General features: G+C 65.8%; 17 protein-coding genes. 12 read left to right on the plus strand and 5 right to left on the minus strand.

Annotated elements, in window-relative coordinates:
- Nucleotides 1-162 precede the first annotated feature (162 nt).
- Entirely contained in the window at nucleotides 163-1134 is a 972-nt protein-coding gene (locus tag AC6CIE_RS01845) for a Bug family tripartite tricarboxylate transporter substrate binding protein (protein WP_175123645.1), read from the plus strand.
- Between the two features lie 45 nt (nucleotides 1135-1179).
- Here AC6CIE_RS01845 and AC6CIE_RS01850 read toward each other — a convergent pair whose 3' ends face one another.
- The gene (locus AC6CIE_RS01850) at nucleotides 1180-2136 is read right to left on the minus strand and encodes an aldo/keto reductase (RefSeq protein WP_175138087.1); all 957 of its coding nucleotides are present in this window, start codon (nucleotides 2134-2136) and stop codon (nucleotides 1180-1182) included.
- A 265-nt stretch (nucleotides 2137-2401) separates the two neighbouring features.
- Here AC6CIE_RS01850 and AC6CIE_RS01855 point away from each other — a divergent pair, with 265 nt between their 5' ends.
- From AC6CIE_RS01855 to AC6CIE_RS01865, 3 genes are all read left to right on the plus strand, one after another.
- A complete protein-coding gene (locus AC6CIE_RS01855) occupies nucleotides 2402-3373 on the plus strand; it encodes an ABC transporter substrate-binding protein (RefSeq protein WP_056563116.1) in 972 nt (323 codons plus the stop codon).
- 319 nt (nucleotides 3374-3692) lie between these two features.
- On the plus strand, nucleotides 3693-4583 hold the full coding sequence (locus AC6CIE_RS01860; RefSeq protein WP_056563113.1) for an ABC transporter permease: 891 nt from the start codon (nucleotides 3693-3695) through the stop codon (nucleotides 4581-4583).
- A 1-nt stretch (nucleotide 4584) separates the two neighbouring features.
- A complete protein-coding gene (locus tag AC6CIE_RS01865; RefSeq protein ID WP_175123643.1) occupies nucleotides 4585-5379 on the plus strand; it encodes an ABC transporter ATP-binding protein in 795 nt (264 codons plus the stop codon).
- Nucleotides 5380-5440: 61 nt separating this feature from the next.
- Here the strand turns inward: AC6CIE_RS01865 and AC6CIE_RS01870 are convergent, their stop codons facing one another.
- From AC6CIE_RS01870 to AC6CIE_RS01880, 3 genes are read right to left on the minus strand one after another with little or no spacing between them, the layout of a single operon-like run.
- A complete protein-coding gene (locus AC6CIE_RS01870) occupies nucleotides 5441-6688 on the minus strand; it encodes an NAD(P)/FAD-dependent oxidoreductase (protein ID WP_498090916.1) in 1248 nt (415 codons plus the stop codon).
- Between the two features lie 8 nt (nucleotides 6689-6696).
- Nucleotides 6697-8340: an FAD-dependent oxidoreductase gene (locus AC6CIE_RS01875; RefSeq protein WP_498090918.1), complete on the minus strand. Its 1644-nt coding sequence runs from the start codon at nucleotides 8338-8340 to the stop codon at nucleotides 6697-6699.
- Complete coding sequence (locus AC6CIE_RS01880) at nucleotides 8340-9851, minus strand: polyamine aminopropyltransferase (protein WP_498090920.1); 1512 nt, start codon at nucleotides 9849-9851, stop codon at nucleotides 8340-8342. The genes AC6CIE_RS01875 and AC6CIE_RS01880 overlap by 1 nt, the downstream gene beginning before the upstream one ends.
- A 90-nt stretch (nucleotides 9852-9941) precedes the next feature.
- Between AC6CIE_RS01880 and AC6CIE_RS01885 the strand changes: the two genes are divergently transcribed.
- From AC6CIE_RS01885 to AC6CIE_RS01920, 8 genes are all read left to right on the plus strand, one after another.
- Nucleotides 9942-10328, plus strand: a complete 387-nt coding sequence (locus tag AC6CIE_RS01885; protein WP_175123704.1) for a DUF350 domain-containing protein — start codon at nucleotides 9942-9944, stop codon at nucleotides 10326-10328.
- 39 nt (nucleotides 10329-10367) lie between these two features.
- Nucleotides 10368-11420 carry an SPFH domain-containing protein gene (locus AC6CIE_RS01890; RefSeq protein ID WP_498090922.1) on the plus strand — a complete coding sequence of 351 codons (1053 nt, stop codon included), beginning with the start codon at nucleotides 10368-10370 and terminating at the stop codon, nucleotides 11418-11420.
- A gap of 6 nt (nucleotides 11421-11426) precedes the next feature.
- On the plus strand, nucleotides 11427-12902 hold the full coding sequence (locus tag AC6CIE_RS01895; RefSeq protein ID WP_481145284.1) for a DUF4178 domain-containing protein: 1476 nt from the start codon (nucleotides 11427-11429) through the stop codon (nucleotides 12900-12902).
- Nucleotides 12903-13067: a hypothetical protein gene (locus AC6CIE_RS01900; protein ID WP_175138093.1), complete on the plus strand. Its 165-nt coding sequence runs from the start codon at nucleotides 12903-12905 to the stop codon at nucleotides 13065-13067.
- The gene (speD, locus tag AC6CIE_RS01905; protein ID WP_175123636.1) at nucleotides 13064-13414 is read left to right on the plus strand and encodes an adenosylmethionine decarboxylase; all 351 of its coding nucleotides are present in this window, start codon (nucleotides 13064-13066) and stop codon (nucleotides 13412-13414) included. The genes AC6CIE_RS01900 and speD overlap by 4 nt, the downstream gene beginning before the upstream one ends.
- Nucleotides 13415-13533: 119 nt before the next feature.
- Nucleotides 13534-14289, plus strand: coding sequence for a molybdate ABC transporter substrate-binding protein (gene modA, locus AC6CIE_RS01910; protein ID WP_498090924.1), 756 nt, complete (start codon nucleotides 13534-13536; stop codon nucleotides 14287-14289).
- 24 nt (nucleotides 14290-14313) lie between these two features.
- Nucleotides 14314-15000 carry a molybdate ABC transporter permease subunit gene (gene modB / locus AC6CIE_RS01915; RefSeq protein WP_498090926.1) on the plus strand — a complete coding sequence of 229 codons (687 nt, stop codon included), beginning with the start codon at nucleotides 14314-14316 and terminating at the stop codon, nucleotides 14998-15000.
- Nucleotides 14997-15683 carry an ATP-binding cassette domain-containing protein gene (locus AC6CIE_RS01920; protein WP_495601252.1) on the plus strand — a complete coding sequence of 229 codons (687 nt, stop codon included), beginning with the start codon at nucleotides 14997-14999 and terminating at the stop codon, nucleotides 15681-15683. Before modB ends, AC6CIE_RS01920 begins: the two co-directional genes overlap by 4 nt.
- Before the next feature lie 67 nt (nucleotides 15684-15750).
- Here AC6CIE_RS01920 and AC6CIE_RS01925 read toward each other — a convergent pair whose 3' ends face one another.
- Nucleotides 15751-16545 carry a TOBE domain-containing protein gene (locus AC6CIE_RS01925; protein WP_175138097.1) on the minus strand — a complete coding sequence of 265 codons (795 nt, stop codon included), beginning with the start codon at nucleotides 16543-16545 and terminating at the stop codon, nucleotides 15751-15753.
- Nucleotides 16546-16563 lie beyond the last annotated feature (18 nt).

The raw sequence follows: 16563 nt of genomic DNA on the forward strand, positions 1-16563 counted from the left end.
TCACCGAATTCTTTCACCGCGTTCATTTACCGCAGCCAAGGAGAAGCATCCCCATCCAATGCCCCGATAAGACCTGCCCGCCGCATTCAGAAGAAAAAAATATCTCAGCGACGAGACGCCAGAAAACAGGCGCCGTCCCCCGATGCAGCAAGAGGAGACAAAATGACTTATCGCACCACCGCCGCGGCCGTGTTCGCCGTGGCAGCCCTGGGTTTCGGCGGCGTTGCCGCCGCGCAATGGCCCGAACGCCCCATCACGCTGATCGTTCCGTTTCCCGCCGGCGGCGGCACGGACACGTTCGCCCGTCCGCTGGCCGCGCAGCTCACCACGCAGCTTGGCCAGACGGTGGTCATCGACAACAAGGGCGGCGCGGGCGGCACCGTGGGCGCCGGCGTGGCGGCCAAGGCCAAGCCCGACGGCTACACGTTCTTCATGGGCGGCGCACACCATGCGCTGGCGCCTTCCCTGTACAAGAGCCTGAGCTACAACATCCAGAAGGATTTCGTGCCGGTCGCCCTGGTGGCGCAGCCGCCGCAGGTCGTCGTCATCAACGCAAGCAAGCTGCCGGTCAAGACCTTGCAGGAGTTCATCGACTACGCAAAGAAACGCCCTGGCGAAATTAACTTCGGCACGGCAGGCAAGGGCAGCACGCACCACCTGGCCGGCGAGCTGTTCGCGATGCAGACGGGGGTCAAGCTGGTGGACGTGCCGTATCAGGGCGCGGGTCCCATGCTGTCGGCGCTGATCGGCGGTCAGGTGGATCTGGCGTTTGACGGCCTGGGCTCGTCGGCTGGCCACATCCGCGCCGGCGCGATCAAGCCGCTGGCGGTGGCCGCCACCGAGCGTTCGCAATCGCTGCCCGACGTGCCCACGGCCGCCGAAGCCGGCGTGCCGAACTACGTCGTGTCGACCTGGTACGCAATCTGGGCGCCCGCGGGCACGCCGAAGGAAGCCACGGAAAGAATGGCCGCCGAGATCACGAAAGCGCTGAACACGCCCAAGCTCAAGGAGACCTGGGCGGGCAACGGCACCGGCGTGCCCACGCTGACCGGCGCCGAGTTCGGCAAGTTCGTCGACAGCGAAGTCCAGCGCTGGGCCAAGGTCGTCAAGGACTCCGGCGTAACGTTGGACTAAGCGGTTGGACTAAGCGGCTGAACTAAGCGGCTGAACCAAGCAACCTCAGCGCCAATCGCTGGCCTGGCTCAGCCGGGCCAGCTGGTCGCGCGTCAGCGTCAGGCTGGCGGCCTTGACCAGTTCGTCCAGCTGGGCGAGCGACGTGGCGCTGACGATGGGCGACGTAATGCCCGGCTGCGCGATCTGCCAGGCCAACGCAGCCTGTGCGGGCGTGCAGCCGGCGTCCTCGGCCACCTCGTCCAGCGCCTTCAGGATGCGGTAGCCACGATCATTCAGATACGTGTCCACGATCTTCTTGCCGCGCGCGCTCTTGCCTGCGTCTTCGGGACCGCGGTACTTGCCGCTGAGAAACCCGCTTGCCAGCGCGAAGTAATTGATCGTGCCCATCTGTTGGGTCTTCACCAGGCTTTGCAGACCGGATTCGAAGGGCTCGCGGGTGTACAGGTTGTACTCGGGCTGGATGCTTTCGTAGCGCGGCAGGCTGTGCCGCTCGCTGGCGATCAGGGCTTCCGACAGCCGCACCGCCGTGTAGTTGGACGCGCCGATCGCGCGCACCTTGCCGGCTTCGATGTGCTTGGCGTATTCGGCCAGCGTGTCGGTCAGCGGCGTGTCCGGGTCGTCCTGGTGCGATTGGTACAGGTCCACGTAGTCCGTCTGCAGGCGCGCCAGCGATGCGTCCAAGGAGCGCCGGATGTAGGCGGGCGACAGGCCTTTCTGGCCCGGACCCATCTCCATGCCGACCTTGGTGGCGATCAGCACCTGGTCGCGCTTGCCCGATCGCTTGAGCCACTTGCCGATCAGGGTTTCGGATTCGCCACCCTGGTTGCCGGGGACCCAGCGCGAGTACATGTCGGCCGTGTCGATGAAATTCAGGCCGGCGTCCACCAGCGCATCCAGCAAAGAAAAGGTGCCGGCCTCGTCGACGGTCCAGCCGAAGACGTTGCCGCCGAAAGTGAGCGGGGGAACCTGCAGGCCGGATCGGCCCAGTGCGCGTTTGATCATGGTGGCCTCGGGATGCCGTCGGCGGGCACGCGGAACGGGATGAACGGCGTTTGCCCGGCGGTTGTCAGTATATTCACGCCGCCGCCCCGGGACGGGGCGAGCCTGTATGGATGCACCATTACAGGGATTCCCCCCAAGTCCATTTGGTGGACGGCACGTTAGACTATACGGCTTTGTGGCAGGACAAACGGATCAAAAACCCGCGCCCGCCATGAAGAAACCGGCAAATTCAACAAGCAACACCCAGGGTTCAAGGAGCAAACATATGCTGATCGGAAAAAAACATTTTCTGACGGTTGGCGCGATGGCGCTGGCGATGGCTATCGCCGCACCGGTCGCCGCGCAGCAAAAGTCCGTCGCGGTGACCGCCATCGTCGAGCATCCGGCGCTGGACGCCGTGCGTGACGGGGTGCAAGACGCCCTCAAGCAAGCCGGCTACGAGCCGGGCAAGAACCTGAAGTGGCAGTATCAAAGCGCGCAAGGCAACAACGGCACGGCCGCGCAGATCGCCCGCAAGTTCGTCGGCGACCGCCCGGACGCCATCGTCGCGATCGCCACGCCGTCGGCGCAGGCCGTCGTGGCCGCCACCAAGGACGTGCCGGTGGTGTATTCCGCCGTGACCGATCCGGTTGCCGCGCAACTCGTGTCCAGCATGGACGCCTCGGGCACCAACGTGACCGGCGTGTCGGACCTGCTGGCGCTGGACAAGCAGGTTGAGCTCATCAAGAAGATCCTGCCCAACGCCAAGCGCGTCGGCATCGTCTACAACCCGGGCGAGGCCAACTCGGTCGTCGTCGTCAAGAAACTCCAGGAAATCCTGCCCAAGTCGGGCATGAGCCTGGTCGAAGCCGCCGCCCCGCGCTCGGTGGACGTGGCATCCGCCGCCCGCAGCCTGATCGGCAAGGTCGACGTCATCTACACCAACACCGACAACAACGTCGTGTCGGCGTATGAGTCACTGGTCAAGGTGGGTAACGACGCCAAGATCCCGCTGATCGCGTCGGACACCGACAGCGTCAAGCGCGGCGGCATTGCCGCCCTGGGCATCAACTACCGCGATCTGGGCGTGCAGACCGGCAAGGTCGTCGTGCGCATCCTGAAGGGCGAGAAGCCCGGCGCGATTCCGTCCGAAACCAGCTCCAAGCTCGAGCTGTACGTGAATCCGGGCGCGGCCGCCAAGCAGGGCGTGACCCTGCCCGAGGCGCTGATCAAGTCCGCCGCGGTGGTCGTGAAATAATACGGCGCGAAATCGGCCCCGCCATGCCTATCCGGCGTGCGCGGGGTTTTTCTTGCGTTTTTCGTGGTGTGCTTACCCGATGTTCCACAGGGCGGCAGCGTTCACAAGATGCTCGCGGCCCGGCGTTGTTGCTTCCTTGACAGGTCTCGTGCTTTCGCTGGCTGCGCCGGCGTGTAGGCACGCGGGCGGGAAACGAGAGAAAATCCATGCCGGGAAACGTTCATTGCGAAAGCTCGGGTAAAACTGACCCGCGAACGCAAGAAATCGTACGTTTCACTTCTTTAATATGCTCGTTTCTTATCTTGATTGGATCTGACCCATGTCATTGTTCTCGTTGTTAGGCGCGCTGGAGATCGGCTTGATCTTCAGTCTGGTGGCCTTGGGCGTGTTCATCTCCTTTCGCCTGCTGCGCTTCCCGGACCTGACCGTGGACGGCAGCTTTCCGCTGGGCGGCGCAGTCTGTGCGACGCTGATCGCCTCGGGCACCGATCCGTTTTCCGCGACCATCATCGCCACCATCGCCGGCGCGGCCGCCGGGCTGGTCACCGGCTGGCTGAACGTCAAGCTCAAGATCATGGATCTGCTCGCCAGCATCCTGATGATGATCGCGCTGTATTCGATCAACCTGCGCATCATGGGCAAGCCCAACGTGCCGCTGATCACCGAACCCACCGTCTTCACGATCCTGCAGCCTGCGTGGATTTCCGACTATGTCGCCCGCCCGCTGCTGCTGATCGTCATCGTCATTCTCTGCAAGCTGGCGCTGGACTGGTTCTTCGCGACGCAAACCGGCCTGGCCGTGCGCGCCACCGGTTCCAACGGCCGCATGGCTCGCGCGCAAGGCGTGAACACCGGCCGCATGATCCTGGGCGGCATGGCGCTGTCGAATGCGCTGGTTGCACTGGCCGGCGCGCTGTTCGCGCAGACGCAAGGCGGTTCGGACATCTCGATGGGCATCGGCACCATCGTGATCGGCCTGGCCGCGGTGATCGTCGGCGAAAGCATCCTGCCGTCGCGCAAGCTGGTGCTGGCCACGCTGGCCGTCATCATCGGCGCCATCGTCTACCGCTTCTTCATCGCCCTGGCGCTCAACAGCGATTTCATCGGCCTGAAGGCGCAGGACCTGAACCTCGTCACCGCGGTGCTCGTCACGATCGCCCTGGTCATCCCCATGCTCAAGCGCCGCCTGGTCGGCAAGAAGGGGCGCTGATATGTTGTCCGCAAAAGACCTGAAAATCACCTTCAACGCGGGTACGCCCATCGAGACCCGCGCCCTGCGCGGCCTCACGCTGGAAATCCCGTCGGGCCAATTCGTTACCGTGATCGGTTCCAACGGCGCGGGCAAGTCCACATTCCTGAATGCCGTGTCGGGCGACCTGCCCATCGATTCGGGCCGCATCGACATCAATGGTGTGGACGTGACGCGCAAGCCCGTGTGGGCGCGCGCCGGCAGCGTGGCCCGCGTGTTCCAGGACCCGATGGCGGGCACCTGCGAAGACCTGACCATCGAGGAAAACATGGCGCTGGCGCAGATGCGCGGCGCCTCGCGCGGCTACAGCCGCGCCGTGAAGGCCTCGATGAAAGCGGGCTTTCGCGAGCGCCTTGCCACGCTGGGTCTGGGTCTGGAAAACCGCCTGACCGACCGCATCGGCCTGTTGTCCGGCGGCCAGCGCCAGGCGGTCAGCCTGCTGATGGCGGCGCTGCAACCGTCGCGCATCCTGCTGCTGGACGAGCACACCGCCGCGCTCGACCCCCGCACCGCGGACTTCGTGCTGCAACTGACGGCGCGCATCGTGGCGGAAAACCAGCTCACCACCATGATGGTCACGCACAGCATGCGCCAGGCGCTGGATGTCGGCGACCGCACCGTCATGCTGCACCAGGGCCAGGTCGTGCTGGACGTGTCCGGCGACGAGCGCCGCGGCATGGACGTGCCGGACCTGCTGGCCATGTTCGAGCGGGTGCGGGGCGAGAAGCTGTCGGACGATGCGCTTTTGCTGGGCTGAGGACGAAAAGGCGCGGTAAAAAGCGCGGTCAACAATGCGGTCCTTCAAGGACCGCATTTGCCTAGATGAAGCGGCCGGGCCGGAAGGCCGCGTGGCGCGACGCCGCCGCACCGTCCAGCATCAGTTCCGCCAGCACCTTTGCCGTGCCCGGCGCGGTGCTGAAGCCGATGTGCTGGTGCCCCAGCGCCAGCCACAGGCCGGGATGGCGCGGCGCTTCGCCGATCATCGGGCGGCTGTCGGGTAGGGTGGGGCGGCGGCCCAGCCAGGCGGCGGCGTCCAACCGGTCGCCCAGCGGGAAGGCCTCGCGGGCGCGCTGTTCCGCCAGATCCAGCTGCTCGGGACGCGCGGGCGCCTCGCAAGCGTTCAGCTCGACGCCCGTCGACAGGCGCAGCCCGCGCGCCATGGGCGACAGGACGTAGCCGCCGCCGGTGTCGTAAACGGGGCGGGTGACGCGTGCGCCGTCGCGGCCGTTGTAATGCATGTGATAACCGCGTTCGAACGCCATGGGCAGGTCGATGCCGGTGGTCTTGAGCAACGCCTTGGACCACGGTCCCAGCGCGACGACCAGCCGGTCGGCCGACACCGATTCCGATGCGCTTGTCCCTTGCACCGCCCAACCATTGCCATCGCGGCGGATGGCGGCGGCGTCCATCCGCTTGAACGTGCCGCCCTCGCGCTGGAACAGGCGGGCGTACGCGCCGACGACCTCGTGCGGATCATCCACCGAATACGAACCCTGAATCCACAATGCGCGGTGAAAGATCGGCGACAGGGCGGGTTCGACCTCGGCAAGTTCCGCAGGGTTCAGCTCGCGGGTCGGCACGTCGTACTGCGCGAAGGTGCGGCGCGCCAATGCGCCCGCGTTCCAGGCCGCCGCCGTGCGGTACAGGAAGATCCAGCCGGTGTCGCGCAGCCGGTGGCGCGCGCCGCTTTCATCCAGCAGCTTCAGGTGTTCGGGCGCGGACAGCCGGATCAGGCCGTCCAACGCGCTTGCAGTCTCCTGGAAGACGGACGGCCGCGCGCTCATGAGGAATCGCGCTGCCCAGCCCAGGTTCGAGGCCAGGTAGGGCCAGCGGTATCGGAACTGGACGGTGTCGTTCTTCAAGAGACGCGGCAGTTGTCCCCAGAGGCCAGGGTGATTGAACGGCATCAGTGAACTGCGGGCCAGCACCCCGGCGTTGCCCATCGACGTTTCCATCCCGGGCGCCTGCCGATCCACAAGCGTGACCGACATGCCGCGCCGCTGCAGTTCCAGCGCGCAGCAGACGCCGACGATGCCGGCGCCCAGCACGATGACGTGATTACCCATGTCTTGTCTCATCCTTGTCGATGGCCGCCCAGAATACGCGCTGCTGCCGTCACGCCCCACCATGAGGCTTCTTCAAAAACCGAATACCCCGACAGGTCGGCGTGCGCGAACAGCACCGGACCGTCCACCGCACGCAGGGCAGCCAGGCCCGGATTGGACAGGTAGCCGCACACCGGCGTAGCCATTGCGTGGCCACGCACCGTGATCTCCAACTGGCGCGCATTGCGCCAGAACTCCTTGCCATACGCCGCCACCAGATCCACCGCAGCCACGTCGCGCAGGTCTTGCGGGCTGGCGCGTGTCAGCCATTCGCGCGCGGCCTGCGGCGTCTGGCCGCTCAGCGCGTGATACGCGGTGAACACGCTGCGCGGCGTACGCGCCACGCGCAGCAATTGATGGGTGGACACGACGTAGCCCAGCGCCTGGCCTTCGTAGACGACGTTGTCCCACGACAGCGGCTCGCCCGGCGCTTCCAGCGGATAGCCGTCCATGACGAAGTTCGACACCATCCAGGCCGCGTGCGGCGCGGCATGCGTGGCCGGGTCGTAGCCGTACGCGCGGATGTCCGGCAGCAGTCGCTGCGCGACAAAGAGCGGCATGGCGCAGACGGTGCGGCGGGTTTGCAGGGCATAGGCGCGGGCGGCGCCATCGGCCGAACCCTCGATGCACAGGACGCGCGGGCCGGTGGCCAGTTCCTCGATACGCACCGCCGTGCCCGGCAGCAGCCAGTCTGCGTGGCCGAGCTTGTGCGTGATGGCCGCGCGCATCCGTTCGGCCAGCGTCGCCAGCCCGCCCGGCCAGGTCAGCACAGCGCCTTCGCCGGCATTGGCGGCATGGCCGTCGCGGCTGGCAAAGTAATGCAGCCCCGCCCACGCGGAGACGACCTCGATTCCCGCGCCGTAGTCGTCCCGGCAGCAGTAGTTCAGATACCAATGCAGCGCGGGCGAGGTATAGCCTTCACGCGCCAGCCAGTCCTTGAACGTCAGCGCGTCCAGCGCGCGCCACGCCGGATCGCGCGACGACAGGTCGAGCGGAATGCAGAACACCTTGCGGCCGTCGCTGCCGACCTGTGTGCGCAGCTGATCGACCAGGGCCAGAAAGCGCTGGTGCTGGGCGGCGTCGGCATCCGGCACGTCCGTCATCGGCAGCAGGTGTTCTTCCCAGCGCCCGTTGCGCAGCAGTCTTTCCTGCGGGGAATGCACCAGGACGGCTTCGTCGTAGTAGGGACGCGCGTCGCCCGCGCCGCGCTCGATGATGCCGAAGTCGGCCAGCATTTCACGCACGTGGGCGGACGCCAGCGAGGGCAAGGGCAGGTAGTGCGCGCCCAGCGGATAGTCCAGCCCATCGCGCACGCCCGCCGCGGCGTTGCCCGCGAATTCGGGGCCCTGCACCACGACAAAATCGGTGAAGCCTTCTCGGGCCAGTTTCCACGCGCAGGACAGGCCCGCCACGCCGGCGCCCAGGATTGCAACTTCATGCTGCCGCGTGGCCGACGGCTGCGGCAGGGCGGCCTTGTCGCGCAGCGCGTGGCCGGCCTGCATGCCGGGATAGTGCACGTCGGGCGTCGTCTCGACGACGCGCGCGCGCCAATAGCCGACCGAGCCCGCCGCGGCGGCCGTGGCAGCGCCCAACAGGAAGCTGCGGCGCCGCATCAGCGGATGACCTTGCGCCAGTCCTCGTCGAAGTAGCGCACGAGCGATTGTTCGTTCAGGCGGTTCGGCGGCATGGCCAGCGCCGGCATGTCGGCGGGAAAGTGAAAGAGCTCGCGCACGGTGACGGCGTCCAGATAGCGCGTGGGCACGGTGATTTTTTCGGGCGGCGCGTAGTCGCGCCGCTTGCTGGCCAGGATGAAACCCCAGTCGCCGAACGACGGCACGTAGGAGTGATACGGCCAGGTGTTCAGGCCGGCTTCCTTCAGGGTTGCGTCCACGCTCCAGAACGAACGCGGCGCGAAATAGGGCGAGGTGGACTGCACGACCATATAGCCGTTTTCCGCCAGATGCCGCGCCATCAGGTGATAGACCGGCACGGAATACAGCCGTCCCAAACCGAAGTTGGACGGATCGGGAAAGTCCACCACGATGAAGTCGTAGACCTCGGCGTGTGTCTCCAGCCACCGCCCCGCGTCGTCATTGATGACGGTGACGCGCGGGTCCTTGAGCGCGCCCGCGTTCAGCGCGACCAGCGGGTCCGAACGCGAAAACAGATTTGTCATGGCCGGATCCAGATCCACCAGCGTGACGTGCTCGACGTTCTTGTATTTCAGGATCTCGCGCACCGCCAGGCCGTCGCCGCCGCCCAGCACCAGCACGTTGCGCGCCCACGGCAGCACCTGCAGGCCGGGATGCACCAGCGATTCGTGATACCGGTGCTCGTCGCGCGACGAGAACTGCAGGTTGCCGTTGATGTACAGGCGCAGGTCGTCGTGCCAGCGCGTCACGGCCAGGCGCTGATACTGCGTGGTCTCGGCGTGGATGATGTCGTCGCCATACAGGCCTTTTTCGGCCCAGGCGGTCATGCTGCCGGAATAGACGAATCCCAGGCCCAGAATCCCCAGCACCACGCCGGCGCGCACGGCTTTTTCGCCGGGGCGGGTGACTTCGGCGCGGAACAGCCAAGTGGTCCACAGCGCGACGCTGGCGTTCAGGATGCCGAACAGGAAGCTGGTGCGCAGCAGCCCCAGCTTGGGCGCCAGCAGCAATGGGAACACCAGCGACACGGCCAGCGCGCCCAGGTAGTCGAAGGTCAGCACGCGGCTGACGATTTCGCGGAATTCGGCCTTGCGCTGGTTGAAGACCCGCATCACCAGCGGGATCTCCATGCCGACCATCAGTCCGATGATGAAGACGCCGACATACAGCGCCGCGCGAAAGGGCGCGGACAGCCACGCGAACACCAGGAACAGGACTGCGGCCGACACGCCGCCCAACAACGCCACCAGCAGCTCGACGTCGATGAAGCGATTCAGAACGTCTTCGTCTCTTACATATTTTGACAACCATGAACCGATGCCCATCGCGAAGAGATAGCATCCGATCACGGAAGAGAACTGAAGGATCGAATCCCCAAGCAAATAGCTGGCGAGCGCGCTGCTGATGAGCTCGTAGCCCAACCCGCAGGACGCAACGATCAATACCGAGAGAATGAGAACGCGGTCGCGCATGGGAGTGTCCGAGCCAAAAAATGCGTTCGCAGTATATCGAACGCGACGTATATACTGCGCGCAATTGGGAGGCTGGCAATGGGAGAAGCAATGCATCCGGCGGTGACCTATCTGATCTATATCGTCTCGGCGCTTGTCATGCTGGGCGTTTTTACGGCGGTCTACACGGCCATCACGCACTACAAGGAATTCGACCTCATCCGCGAGGGCAACATTGCCGCCGCCCTGTCCTATGGCGGCGCGCTGGTCGGCTTCAGCCTGACCCTGTGTTCCAGCATCGCGGTCCACGCCAGCTTCGTCATGTTCGTGGTCTGGGGCGTGGCGGCGATGATCGTGCAGATCGTCGTCTACGCGGTGGTGTCCAAGGCCATACGCGGCATGACCGACGCCATCGCCGAAAACAACATCGCCATGGGCGGCCTGATCGGCGCGATTTCGCTGTCGGCCGGCATCGTCAACGCCGCCTGCCTGACCTGAGCGGCGCGCACTCTCCGATCTGACACAGGAGGACTTTCCATGAGTCTCGGTTCATTCATTCGCAAGCAGTTCATCGACATCCTGCAATGGAACGAGGATCGCGACGGCGTGCTCGCCTGGCGCCATCCGATGCAGGATTTCGAAATCCAGTACGGCGCCAGCCTGACCGTGCGGGAATCGCAGATGGCGGTGTTCGTCAACGAAGGCAAGGTGGCCGACGTGTTCGGCCCCGGCATGTACAAGCTGACGACGCAGACGCTGCCGATCCTGACCTACCTGAAGAACTGGGACAAACTGTTCGAGTCGCCCTTCAAGTCGGACGTCATCTTTTTCAGCACCCGCCTGCAGTTGGGCCGGCGCTGGGGCACGGCGCAGCCGGTGACGTTGCGCGACAGCGAATTCGGCATGGTGCGTCTGCGTGCGTTTGGCGTGTATTCGTACCAGATATCCGATCCCGGCAAGTTCTACCGCGAAATCAGCGGCACGCGCGACGTGTACACCGTGGACGACCTTGAAGCGCAACTGCGCAATATGGTCGTGGCCGCCATGACGACCGCCCTGGGCAGTTCCAAGGTGCCGTTCCTGGACATCGCCGGCAACCAGGGCCTGATGTCGCAGAGCATCGCCGAACAGCTCGCGCCCGTGTTCGACCGCTACGGCGTCAAGCTGGACAACTTCACGGTCGAGAACGTGTCGTTGCCCGAAGAGCTGCAGAAGGCGCTGGACACCCGGATTTCGATGGGCATGGCCGGCGACCTGGGCAAGTTCACGCAGTATCAGACGGCGACGTCGATTCCGCTGGCCGCGCAGAACGAAGGCGGAATTGCCGGCATCGGGGCGGGCCTGGCGGCCGGCGCGGCGCTGGGCCAGACGATGGCGCAGGGGCTGGGCGTATCTCAGGGCCAGCCGCAGCAGCCGGCCCAACAGCAGCCGGCCCAACAGCAGCCGCCGCAACAACCCGCCGCTCAGCCCGCGCAGGCCGATCCGGTGCAGCGCCTGCAGCAATTGAAAGACCTGCTGGACAAGGGCCTCATCACGGCGGCGGACTACGACTCGGCCAAGGCCGAGGTGCTGAAGAAACTCACCAGCTAAGGCCCCATGCAGCAGGTTCTGTGTCCGCAGTGCGGCGCCCCAGTCAAGTTCACGTCCGCGGCCTCCGTCATGGCGGTCTGCGGCGCCTGCCGCAGCACCTTGCTCAAGGATGCCGAGTCGGTCAGGCGCATCGGCGAGGCGGCCGATGTCCTTGAGGACTATTCGCCGCTGTGCCTGGGCGCGACGGGCACCTATGACGGCAAGCGCTTTGACGTCATCGGCCGCATCCAGATGCGCTTTGACGAGGGCTTCTGGAACGAGTGGTACGTGTGGTTCGATGACGCATCCGACGGCTGGCTGTCGGACGCCTCGGGCCAGTATGCCGTCACGCGACGCCGCAAGGTCAAGTCCGTACAGGAGATGCCGGCGTTCGACAGCATCTCGCCCGGCGACGAACTGAAACTGGACGGCCAGCGCTTCGTGGCGGCGGACGTGCGCACCAGCCAGGCAGGCGGCGCGCAGGGCGAGCTGCCCTTCGTGCCGGGCGACGGCTGGCAGGCCAAGGTGGCCGACTACCGCAGCCTGGACGCGTTCCTGACGCTGGATTTCTCCGACGGTCCGCAGCCCGAACTCTATATCGGCAAGGCGTTCGACCTGTCCGCCATGCAGGCGGGCTCGTTGCGCACCAAAGAACAGGTCGAGGAAACCGCGGGACGCTTCCGCGGCCAGATCAAGGCGCTGGACTGCCCGAACTGCGGCGCGCCGATCTCCTTCGTGGCCGCCATGGCCACGAATGTCGTTTGCCCGTCGTGCGCCGCCGCCGTCGACTGCTCGGGCCCCACGGCCGAGGTCATCGAAAAGGCGCGCAAGGTGCAGAAGATCCGCGCCACGTTGCCGCTGGGCTCGGTCGCCAAGATGGAAGGCGCCGACTTCACGCTGATCGGCATGATGAAGTGCGCCGATCCCGATCCCGAAGAACCTTCAAGCTGGATGGAATACCTGCTGTTCAACCCGGCCAAGGGGTTCGTCTGGCTGGTGGAGTCCGACGAGGGTTGGGAACGCGTGCAGGTCTGCGACACCTGGCCCAGCCACAACAACGCCACCAGCGTGCGCTGGCGCAACCGGGTGTACCAGAAGCTGTACGACTACACCTCGCGCGTTGAAATGGCGCTGGGCGCGTTCAACTGGCGCGTCAAGGTGGGCGACAGCACGCAGATCACGGATTACCAGGTCGGCACGTTGAAGCTGACCCGCGAACTGGCCGACAAGGAACTGGGCTGGTCGGCGTCGGCGCCGGTGTCGCCGGCGCAACTGGCGCAGTGGTTCGACCGCCCGGAGCTCAATCGCCAGAAGGCGATGCGGATGGCGTCGGCCAAGGGCGGGGGCGGCTATCGCAAATGGGCCAAGGGCGCGCTGATCGCGATGGTGTTCCTGAACTTCAACAATATTTTTGCCGGCCGCTTCATTCCGGTTTTGATCGGGATGGTGTTTCTCTGGCTACCGGCCATGCTGGCCGACATGCTGACAGGCGAGGACGAATAGATGAAGGGCAAGTTGTTGTATGCCATGTACGCGATGGTGGTCGTGCTGGCCACCACAAGCGCCAGTGCGCCGGGCACGCGCCTCTCCGGCGGCAGCAGTAGCAGCAGTTGGGGCAGCAGCTCCTCGGGCGGCTCGGGCTGGTCCTCGGGCGGATCCCACAAGTGACCGTGTACGGGACACCGGGCCGGCACGTGCTGGCGGACTTCCGCGGCGTGGCGCCAGACCTCCTGACCGACGCGCAGGCGCTGGAACGGCACATGACCGCGGCGGCGCGCGCGGCCGGGGCGCAGGTGCTGAGCACCCATTTCCATCATTTCGGGGAAGGGGCGGGGGTAACCGGCGTGATCCTGCTCAGCGAATCCCATATCAGCATCCATTCCTGGCCGGAGCACTGCTTCGCGGCCCTGGACATCTTCATGTGCGGCGCGGCCCGGCCCGAAACCGCGTTGGACTTTCTGCGCGTTGCGCTGGCGCCCGAGTCCGTGCACGTCACCACTGTCGACCGCGGCTGATTCCGCCGCCCGGCGTCTCCCTTGATATTTCATAAACCCCTGTGGCGAGCGAAATTGACGACCGTTATATACCTGGATATATTTCGATCCTGACACGCCGCCATCCACAGGAGAAATACATGTTGCACAAACGCCCGCTCGTGGCGCTGACCGTGGCGCTCGCCGCCTGGAGCGCCAATGCCAGCGCCGGAGAAATCGTGGTGTCGGCCGCCGCCAGCCTGACCAATGCCTTTAAGGAAGTGGCGCAGGGCTTTGAAAAGGAACATGCCGGCACCAAGGTGGTCCTGAACTTCGGCGCCTCCGACGTGCTCTTGCAGCAGATCGTGAAGGGCGCGCCCGCGGATGTATTCGCGTCCGCCGACCAGAAGGCGATGGACAAGGCGGTCGAGGAAAAGGCCGTCAAGCCCGCCACCCGCGTGGACTTCGCGGCCAACCAGATCGTGCTGATCGTTCCGACCGACAGCAAGGCGGGCATCAAGTCGCTCAAGGACCTGGAGCGCGACGAGGTCAAGCGCATTGCTTACGGCAATCCGGCCTCGGTGCCGGTCGGCCGCTATACGCAGGCTGCGCTGCAGGCCGAGGGTCTGTGGGACGCCGTGCAGGCCAAGAGCGTGCTGGCGCAGAACGTGCGCCAAAGCCTGGACTATGTGGCACGCGGCGAGGTCGATGCGGGCTTCGTGTTCGCGACCGACGCGGCCATCATGCCGGGCAAGGTCAACGTCGCCGTGCGCGTGCCGTCGACCACGCCCGTGACCTATCCGATTGCGTTGACCACACGCGAGGCCGCGGCCAAGGAAGCCGAAAGCTTCGTGGCCTATGTCATGTCGCCCGCCGGGCAGGCGATACTGTCGCGTTTCGGCTTTCAGAAGCCCTGAGTCTTTGTTGAATCGTAGGTATCGATGAGTGATCCGGTCTGGGTCCCGCTGCTGCTTTCCCTGAAAGTGGCCGGTTGGGCGACGCTTTTGGCGACCGTGGCCGGCACGGCTGCGGCGTACGGCCTGTCGCGCTGGCGCTGGCCCGGCCGCGACCTGTTGGACGCCATCCTCACGCTGCCGCTGGTGCTGCCGCCGACCGTGCTGGGTTACTACCTGCTGGTGCTGCTGGGCCGGCGCGGCATCATCGGCGAGACGTTGGCGCGCTGGAATATCGAGCTGGTCTTCACATGGCAGGGCGCCGTGATCGCGGCGTCGGTGGTGGCTTTTCCGCTTGTGTTCAAGTCGGCGCGGGCCGCGTTTGAAAACGTGGATGGCCAGCTTGAAAACGCGGCACGCGTGCTGGGCGTGGGCGAGGCGGGCGTGTTCTTTCGCGTCACCTTGCCGCTGGCTGCCCGCGGCATCGCGGCCGGCGTGCTGCTGGCGTTTGCGCGGGCGCTGGGCGAATTCGGCGCCACGCTGATGATCGCCGGCAACCTGCCGGGCCGCACGCAGACGCTGTCGGTCGCCATCTACGAAGCGGTGCAGGCGGGCGATGACGCCACCGCCAACATGCTGGTGCTGGTCACATCCATCACCTGCATCGTCGTGCTGCTGGCCGCCGGCAAGCTGGTGCCCATCGGCGCTGGCCAGCGCAACGGAGGCGGGCAATGAGTATCGACCTTGCCGTGCGCAAGCATATGGTGTCGGGCGACCGCAAATTCGAACTCGACGTGCAGTTCAAGTCGGCCGCCAAACGCATCGCGCTGTTCGGGCCCTCGGGCGCGGGCAAGAGCCTGACCTTGCGGGCCGTGGCCGGATTGCTGCGCCCCGACGCCGGGCGCATCGTCATCAATGGACGGGTGCTGTTCGACAGCGAGTCGGGCATCAACCTGCCGGCGCGATCGCGCCGCGTGGCGTACCTGTTCCAGGACTACGCGCTGTTTCCCCATCTGACCGTGGCGCAGAACATCGCATTCGGCCTGCGCGGCGGTTGGCTCAATCCGCCACGCCGCGAGGTGACGCGCGAGGCGCAGCGCTGGGTCGACGCCTTTGAACTGGGCGCCATCGTCGGCAGCTATCCCAACGAGATTTCGGGCGGGCAGAAGCAGCGCGTCGCGCTGGCGCGGGCGCTGATGCTGCAGCCCGACATCCTGCTGCTGGACGAACCGTTTTCCGCGCTGGACTCGCAGTTGCGCGGCAAGATGCGGCAGGAACTGGATGCGTTGCAGCGGCAGCTGGATGTGCCGATGCTGCTGATCACGCACGATCCCGCGGACGTGGAGGCCCTGGCCGACGAGGTGTTCGAGGTGCGCGAGGGCAGGGTGGGGCGCCACGACGAGAACGTGGGACTGTAATCAACATGGTGAAGGCCTGATTCACCTGACGGCCGGACTTGGGTGAAGGCCGCCGCGACTGCAGAAGTCAGTCCAGCACGCCGAGAATCACGCTGGACGCCTTGAAGATCGCCACCGCCTCGGCGCCGACATCCAGCTTCAGGTCTGCGGCGCTCTCGTTCGTGACGATGGCCGCCAGCGTGGCGCCGCCGTCCATGGCAATCAGGATTTCGCTGTTGACGGCGCCCGGGCGCAGATCAGTAATGCGCCCCTGCAGCTGGTTGCGCGCCGACAGGCGCAGTCCCGGCCCCGGCGCGCCGACGATGACCGACGACGCCTTGACCAGCGCGATGGCTTCCTTGCCGGGCGCAAGGCCCAGCTCTTTGGTGCTTTCGCGGGTGATGGTGGCCGTGACCGCGTGGCCGCCGGCGATGCGCAGCACCACTTCATCGTTGACGGCGCCTTCGCGGATCTCGATGACGGTGCCCAGAAACTTGTTGCGTGCGCTGGTCTTGAGCATGAAACGCCTCATCAGGTCGATGTCGCCGCTGGCATCCAGCCCCGCGCGCGTCAGGTTGTCCATGAACTTGCGGTGTTCGACTTCAAGCGCCCGGAAGGTCGTGATCAGGCGGCGCGCCCGGTCCGTCAGCTGCGTACCGCCGCCGCCCTTGCCGCCCGCCGCGCGCAGCACCAGCGGTTCGCCGGCCAGGTTGTTCATGGCGTCGATCGCGTCCCACGCGCCCTTGTAGCTCATGCCCACGGCGCGCGCCGCCGCCGTGATCGATCCGGTCGCGTCGATCTGCGCCAGCAGATCAATGCGGTTCTTGCCGCCCCAGGTCTGGGCGCCGGAGCGAAACCAAATGGAGCCGTCGAGTTCAAGCATGGGCGTGTCTGTAGGGAT

The organism is Achromobacter sp. GQ309, from assembly GCF_059759315.1.

Excerpts from the sequence above, each read along its gene's own strand:
- AC6CIE_RS01845 (WP_175123645.1), top strand. The coding sequence starts at position 163 with ATGACTTATCGCACCACCGCCGCGGCCGTGTTCGCCGTGGCAGCCCTG.
- AC6CIE_RS01885 (WP_175123704.1), top strand. The coding sequence starts at position 9,942 with ATGCATCCGGCGGTGACCTATCTGATCTATATCGTCTCGGCGCTTGTC.
- AC6CIE_RS01925 (WP_175138097.1), bottom strand. The coding sequence starts at position 16,545 with ATGCTTGAACTCGACGGCTCCATTTGGTTTCGCTCCGGCGCCCAGACC.
- AC6CIE_RS01870 (WP_498090916.1), bottom strand. The coding sequence starts at position 6,688 with ATGGGTAATCACGTCATCGTGCTGGGCGCCGGCATCGTCGGCGTCTGC.
- modA (WP_498090924.1), top strand. The coding sequence starts at position 13,534 with ATGTTGCACAAACGCCCGCTCGTGGCGCTGACCGTGGCGCTCGCCGCC.
- AC6CIE_RS01880 (WP_498090920.1), bottom strand. The coding sequence starts at position 9,851 with ATGCGCGACCGCGTTCTCATTCTCTCGGTATTGATCGTTGCGTCCTGC.
- AC6CIE_RS01895 (WP_481145284.1), top strand. The coding sequence starts at position 11,427 with ATGCAGCAGGTTCTGTGTCCGCAGTGCGGCGCCCCAGTCAAGTTCACG.
- modB (WP_498090926.1), top strand. The coding sequence starts at position 14,314 with ATGAGTGATCCGGTCTGGGTCCCGCTGCTGCTTTCCCTGAAAGTGGCC.
- AC6CIE_RS01920 (WP_495601252.1), top strand. The coding sequence starts at position 14,997 with ATGAGTATCGACCTTGCCGTGCGCAAGCATATGGTGTCGGGCGACCGC.
- AC6CIE_RS01890 (WP_498090922.1), top strand. The coding sequence starts at position 10,368 with ATGAGTCTCGGTTCATTCATTCGCAAGCAGTTCATCGACATCCTGCAA.
- AC6CIE_RS01860 (WP_056563113.1), top strand. The coding sequence starts at position 3,693 with ATGTCATTGTTCTCGTTGTTAGGCGCGCTGGAGATCGGCTTGATCTTC.
- AC6CIE_RS01855 (WP_056563116.1), top strand. The coding sequence starts at position 2,402 with ATGCTGATCGGAAAAAAACATTTTCTGACGGTTGGCGCGATGGCGCTG.
- AC6CIE_RS01865 (WP_175123643.1), top strand. The coding sequence starts at position 4,585 with ATGTTGTCCGCAAAAGACCTGAAAATCACCTTCAACGCGGGTACGCCC.
- AC6CIE_RS01850 (WP_175138087.1), bottom strand. The coding sequence starts at position 2,136 with ATGATCAAACGCGCACTGGGCCGATCCGGCCTGCAGGTTCCCCCGCTC.
- AC6CIE_RS01875 (WP_498090918.1), bottom strand. The coding sequence starts at position 8,340 with ATGCGGCGCCGCAGCTTCCTGTTGGGCGCTGCCACGGCCGCCGCGGCG.
- AC6CIE_RS01900 (WP_175138093.1), top strand. The coding sequence starts at position 12,903 with ATGAAGGGCAAGTTGTTGTATGCCATGTACGCGATGGTGGTCGTGCTG.